The sequence below is a fragment of the Lachnospira hominis (ex Hitch et al. 2025) genome (assembly GCF_040096395.1).
GTDB classification, from domain to species: Bacteria; Bacillota; Clostridia; order Lachnospirales; family Lachnospiraceae; genus Lachnospira; species Lachnospira hominis.
Map to the genome: position 1 here is coordinate 1 of NZ_JBBMES010000035.1, position 6,544 is coordinate 6,544.

Annotated in this window: 4 protein-coding genes and 1 pseudogene; all 5 read left to right on the top strand. The window is 40.8% G+C overall.

The features are described from left to right. Window positions 1-431: pseudogene (locus tag WMO38_RS14755) on the top strand (hypothetical protein); the annotation flags it as partial. Next, complete coding sequence (locus WMO38_RS14760; protein WP_349163186.1) at window positions 415-2,352, top strand: P-loop NTPase fold protein; 1,938 nt, start codon at window positions 415-417, stop codon at window positions 2,350-2,352. The pseudogene WMO38_RS14755 and the gene WMO38_RS14760, both read left to right, overlap by 17 nt. Before the next feature lie 174 nt (window positions 2,353-2,526). Then, complete coding sequence (locus WMO38_RS14765; protein ID WP_349163187.1) at window positions 2,527-3,003, top strand: PcfB family protein; 477 nt, start codon at window positions 2,527-2,529, stop codon at window positions 3,001-3,003. Beyond that, on the top strand, window positions 3,000-5,996 hold the full coding sequence (locus tag WMO38_RS14770; RefSeq protein ID WP_349163188.1) for a DUF4368 domain-containing protein: 2,997 nt from the start codon (window positions 3,000-3,002) through the stop codon (window positions 5,994-5,996). Before WMO38_RS14765 ends, WMO38_RS14770 begins: the two co-directional genes overlap by 4 nt. Continuing rightward, entirely contained in the window at window positions 5,993-6,337 is a 345-nt protein-coding gene (locus WMO38_RS14775; RefSeq protein WP_078785309.1) for a TnpV protein, read from the top strand. Before WMO38_RS14770 ends, WMO38_RS14775 begins: the two co-directional genes overlap by 4 nt. Window positions 6,338-6,544: the final 207 nt, after the last annotated feature.

Below are 6,544 nucleotides of genomic sequence, written 5' to 3' on the forward strand. Positions count from 1 at the left end.
GGACAGCAATAGAAAGAAATAATATATTTGCAACAATCAAAAGGTGTGCAAAAAAGCTAAAGCCGGAGTATAATGGAAATGTATATCTGGAAACGGTCAGATGTTATTTTGACATATCGCAAGAAAATCTGGAAAAGTGCCGATATACATATCATGGGAACGAAACATACGCCTTTCTGATGTCGGACAAGTATATTATGGCATTGTATACGCATTGTTTGGTGGCGAGAAAGGAAGCTGCCATGAAGGATGTGCAGATGGAAGGGCTTACAGAAAAAGAGTATGGAATGGTAAGGCTGACGAAGGTGGGGGATGTTTTGTTTCAGGCATTCTTGTTTGATGATGTAAAGTTTCAGACTGGAAATATAATTGGAGAATTATTAACAATCTATGTCGAGAGAAGGAGAATTACTAATGGTAAAGAGGGATGAAGAAGTTATTAAGCAGATACTAGAATATGTTTTAGATAAAAGATATTGTCAAGCTATTTTGATTGATGGTGAATGGGGAACAGGAAAAACTTTTTTTGTTAAGGACAAATTACTTAACAGGTTACGGGAGACGGTGCCGCAAAAAAATATATATTATGTTTCATTGTATGGTATATCATCTTCTGAGCAAATTGTGGATGAAATTTATTCTTCGATGGTAGAAGAATTTATAGAGAAAAAACTGGGTGAAGATAAAGGAAAAATGCTTGAAAAAGGGATTTCATTTACATCGAAATTGTTTGCAGCAGGAATGAAATATTTTAATTTAGATTCTAAAGATTTACCTCAATTATCTGATTTAAAGGAATTGAAAGAAGCTATAATTATTTTTGATGATTTGGAGCGCTGTGAGATAGAAGTAAATCAAACACTTGGTGTGCTCAATAATCTGGTTGAGCATAATGATATAAAAATTATTTTGGTAGCGAATCAAGCTGAGATTGGAAAAATGAATTTTTCTAAAGGACTTTCACATAAATATCAAATGGTATTAGATGATAGAGTTGAATTAGATGAAAAGGGCAATTCAAAGAATAATAAAGTAAGCTATACAAAAGAACAGTTAATAAGGAGAACGGAACAACTTTTTTCAGAAGATATTTTTTATAAAAAGGTTAAAGAAAAACTAATCGGATTGACAATCTACTATCAACCTAATTTATCTGATGTGTTTGTGGCTATTATTGATAAATATATTATGGAAGATAAAACAAAAGATTATTTGTTGGAACACAAGCAAAAGATAATAAATATTTTTGAAGAAAAAAGACATTACAATATTCGTACTTTGATTTTTGGCTTAATTGCATTTGATAAGTTTTATGGTATTGTAGATGCCATTGAATTTGAACCACATATGTATATTGAGTATGAATTGGATAGAGTGTTGAAATATACTATGATCTCCTCAATTCAAATTAAGCTGGGACAGGTTGTATATTCATGGGGAAATAGTTCTTCAAAATCTGGAATAGTGTACTATGATAAGAAAAATGTTTATGAAAGTAGGGTATATGGATACAAGTTTGTTGATGATTATTTGTTGCAGTGTAAGATAGATAAAAAAGAAGTTGAAAAGGTAATATTGGAAAATGTAAACGAGCAAAAAATTATTGATGATTCGAGTAAACTGGAAAAATCGTTACAATATAGAAAATTGTATTCTTGGTGGGAATTGGAGGATGAGGATATAGAAAAGATTATTCCAGAAATATTGTTTGAATTACAAGAACAAAAATACAGTCCAAGATATTTTAAGGATATAATTGTCACACTTATGCAAATGGAATATCAAGGAATTAGCTGTTTTGATTATAAAGATTTTGTTGAACTGATGGAACAGAAATTAAAAGTATATACGGAAGAGTTTGAACCTTGTTATTTGGAGATTTTAAGTGACAATGCAGAGTTTGTTGAGAAATATAATCAAATAGTTAAGCCTTTATTTGAAATATTGGAAAATAAAGAAAAGGGAGAAAAAAAGGACAATAATGATTTTCTATGCAGTCAGGAAGCATGGGATGATAACTTTGGAAAAAGGTGCGAAGAACATAGAGAAGAATATTTATGTGATAATAAATTTTTCTATTATATTGAGCCGGAAAAATTTATTGACCAATTACAAAATGCTAAAGTTATCAATATTTATAATTTTATGGATGGCGTTAGACAAGTATATAATTTTTCAAACTTGAATGAATTCTTTAAATCAGACGTTCCGAATATAAAATGTATATTGGATTATATTGATGTTGAGAAGATGAATCAAGGGAAAAAAACCAGAAATATGGCATTGGTAAAATTAAAGAGCAAATTACAGGAATATTTAGAACTTATTGAGGTACCTATATATAAAATTTAGTGGAAACAGCGTCAGGGCAGTTATAAGTCGAGAGATTTGTAGCTGCCCTTTTTTTATTGCTGTTGGACACGATGTCCAGAAGAGGAAAGGAGAATTATGAGGTATTTATTACATCGGCTGTATGTTCCGCCTTAGCGGAGCATACGCACAGGAAGATGCAGATCGGAGGTACTTATGCAAGAGGAAGTAACGCAGAAAACAATCGCTCTTGTAATTAAGACTGCTAAACTGGATGCCAACGTCTTGAAGGCTGCAATGCGGATGTATCTGAACCACCGCAGACAGAAAGCACAGAAAACGCATGGTAAAACTTCTGTGAAAAAGCTGGTTGGCGAGGGCGTGGGAGTTTCGTCTATCAAAGTGACGGATGGCAATATCAAATCCTTTGAGCGGGTAGCTCGTAAATATAATGTTGATTTTGCTGTCAAGAAAGACAAGACAACGGACCCGCCGAAATATGTGGTATTTTTCAAGGGCAGGGATGCCGATGCGGTAGCACAGGCATTCAAGGAATTTGTTTATGGTAATGAGAAACGAAAGGGCAGGATTTCCGTAAGGGAGAAACTGAAACGCTTCAGGGATGCAGTATCACAGAATAAGAACAGAGAACGGAGCCGGGAAAAGAATAAGGACAGGGGGCAGAGTCTTTGAGTAACATCATTGAAGGCATAACCAAGGATCTGAAAGCTATCCCGAAAAATCTGAAAGCAAAAGCAGGCGGTATGGATACCAAGAAGCTGGTGCTTTTGAATCTGCCCTATATCTTTGTTGGGTATTTCTGTGACAAGGTTGCATGGCTGTGGAGAGTATCAGAAGGTACAAATGCTTCTGATAAGATGATGGCAGTCATGAACCGTTTTGATAAGCTGTTTGCCAATCCTTTGCCCAGCTTCCACCCAAGAGATTTACTGATTGGTGTGGCAGGTGGCATAGCACTCCGACTTGTGGTGTATTACAAAGCCAAGAATGCCAAGAAGTTCCGGCAGGGTGTAGAATACGGTTCCGCAAGATGGGGAAATGCCAAGGACATAGAGCCATATATGGACTCTGTGTTTGAAAATAATGTCCTTCTGACACAGACGGAACGGTTGATGATGTCCGGCAGACCGAAAGAGCCGAAGTATGCAAGAAATAAAAATATTCTTGTTATCGGTGGCTCCGGTTCCGGTAAGACTCGCTTTTTTGTGAAGCCGAATCTGATGCAGATGCACTCGTCTTATGTTGTCACTGATCCGAAAGGTACGGTACTGGTGGAGTGCGGAAAAATGTTAAAAAGGGGCAAGTACAAGATAAAAGTTTTGAATACCATAAATTTTGCTAAATCCATGCATTACAATCCTTTCGCCTATATTCGGAGCGAAAAGGATATCTTGAAACTTGTAAACACGATTATAGTCAACACCAAAGGAGAGGGACAGCAATCCGGTGAGGACTTCTGGGTCAAGGCTGAAAAGCTCTATTACACGGCACTTATCGCTTATATCTGGTATGAAGCTCCGGAGGAGGAGCAGAATTTCGCAATGCTGATTGATATGATTGATGCCAGCGAAGCCAGAGAGGACGATGAGAATTTCAAAAATGCCGTGGACTTATTGTTTGAGGAGCTGGAAGCGGATAAGCCCAATCATTTTGCAGTAAGACAGTACAAAAAGTACAAACTTGCTGCCGGTGTTGTATGCTCTAAAAGACTTCTTAATCAAGCGGTTAGGAAGTCTCTTAGAACACATAACCTAAAACCGAAGAAAGGAGCGCAAGTTATGAGAAAAAACGAGAAAATCACAGCACTGTACGAACGACTGAGCCGTGATGACTTTGGCAAAGATGATGACCAACAGCGTGAGAGCAACTCCATATCCAATCAAAAGGCAATGTTGGAGGAGTTCGCCGCACGGCAGGGCTTTACAAACATTGTCCATTTCACGGACGATGGCATTAGTGGTACTTGCTTTGACCGTCCCGGATTTTTGGCAATGATGAAAGAAGTGGAAGCCGGGAATGTGGAGTACCTGTGTATCAAGGACATGAGTCGCATGGGTCGTGACTATCTGAAAGTCGGTCAGATTATGGAAATCCTGCGTCAGCGTGGCGTTCGCCTTATCGCCATCAATGACGGCGTGGACAGTGCCAGAGGTGACGATGATTTTACCCCTTTCCGCAACATTATGAACGAGTATTACGCCAGAGACACCAGCCGTAAAATCCGTTCCACTTTCCAGTCCAAAGGCAAGTCCGGCAAGCACCTCACAGGCACGGTCATTTACGGCTATCTCTGGAATGAAGCCAGAGACCAATGGTTGGTTGACCCCGAAGCCGCTGATGTGGTCAAGCGCATCTTTGCCATGACGATTGAGGGCTACGGTCCGTATCAGATCGCCAGCAAGCTGAAAGAAGAAAAAATCCTCATTCCGTCCGCTTACCTTGCCCAGCACGGCGAGGGTGTGAATAAAAACAAGACTTTCAAAGATGTGTACGGCTGGGGTTCTTCCACCATCTGCAACATTCTTGAAAAGCGTGAATATCTGGGACACACCATCAACTTCAAGACTCGAAAGCACTTCAAGGACAAGAAAAGCCATTATGTCCCGGAGGACGAATGGACGATTTTCGAGAATACCCATGAAGCTATCATTGACCAGCAGACCTTTGACCTTGTGCAGAAAATCCGTGGGAATGTCAGACGCTACCCGGACGGCTGGGGCGAAGCAGCTCCCCTCACAGGCTTGCTTTATTGTGCCGATTGCGGCGGCAAGATGTATGTCCACCGTACCAACAACGGCAAGCGTATTTCTCAATATACCTGTTCCCAATACAGCAAAGTCCCAGTTGGAAAGCTCTGCACGACACAGCACCGTATCAATGAAGATGTGGTACTGTCCCTTGTTTCCGAAATGCTCAAAGCTATTGCCGAGTATGCCAAGCATGACCGAGCCGAGTTTGTCCGTGTGGTGCAGGAAGCGCAGTCCAGCCAGCAGACGGCAGAGGTCAGAAAACAGCGCACACGCCTTGCCACAGCAAAGCAGAGAGTTTCCGAGCTGGAAGTCCTGCTCTGCAAAATCTATGAGGACAACATTTTAGGCAAGCTGTCCGACAGCAGATACGCCACTCTGGACGCTCAATACGAAAAGGAACAGTCCGAGCTTACCGCTGAAATCTCTGTTCTGGAAAAGGCTGTCAAGAGCTATGAGAAGCACGAAAAGGACGCTGACCGTTTTATCGCTCTGATTGACAAATATGAGAACTTCGACAAGCTGACCATTGCCATGCTCAACGAGTTTATCGAGAAAATCCTTGTGCATGAGCGTGACCGCAAGGGCAGTATACAGACCACACAGGAGGTCGAGATTTACTTCAATTTTGTCGGGCGATTCGTTCCTCCGGCGTTTGGAGAAGTGGAGCTTACCCCAGAGGAATTAGAAGAAATCCGCAAGCGTGAGGAACGCAAAGACAGGCTTCATCAGAACTACTTGAAGCGGAAAGCCAGCGGAGCGCAGAAGCGATACGAGGACAAAATCAAGGGGAGAAAAAAGGCAGAAATCGAAGCCAAGAAAGCCGCCATTCGTGCGGAGGATATTGCAAAGGGCGTGTTCGTTCCCGCCAGCAGTTTACCGCAGAGAGAGCCGATGAAAGGAGTACAAACAGCATGAATATCACTTACACACGGAACGGCGATTATCTTATCCCGAACATCATTATCCGCAAGACCAAGCCCATCGGACACTACGGCAGACTTCGCAAGGCGTATTTAGAAATGCACCGCCCGATACTGTTCAATGAACTGGTGCTATCCGACAAGCTCTTTGAACATTGCGCCGAGATTGAAGAAGCGGCACGAAAACGCATGGAGCTGATCGTGCCGAAGCTGGCAAAGCAGTACGGCGTGACCGAGCAACTGAAAGCCGATAATCAAATGGAATGGGTGCGGCAGATGAACGCTTGCAAGGCACAGGCAGAGGAGATTGTGAAAGCGGAATTGATTTATGATTGAGCGAGGAAGTCCGGGCAGAAAACTGTTCGGACTTTTCTCATATAGTCCAAAGTTGCGGTAGAACTGTTCACAAGTTTTATGGTATAATTTGAATACGAAAAGTGAGCAACAAATCTGGAATTTGAAAGGGTGATGATATGATGGATAAATTAAAAAAGAACATGGTTTTCTACCTACTGTTGCTGATAGATTTTTATATCGTTCCTT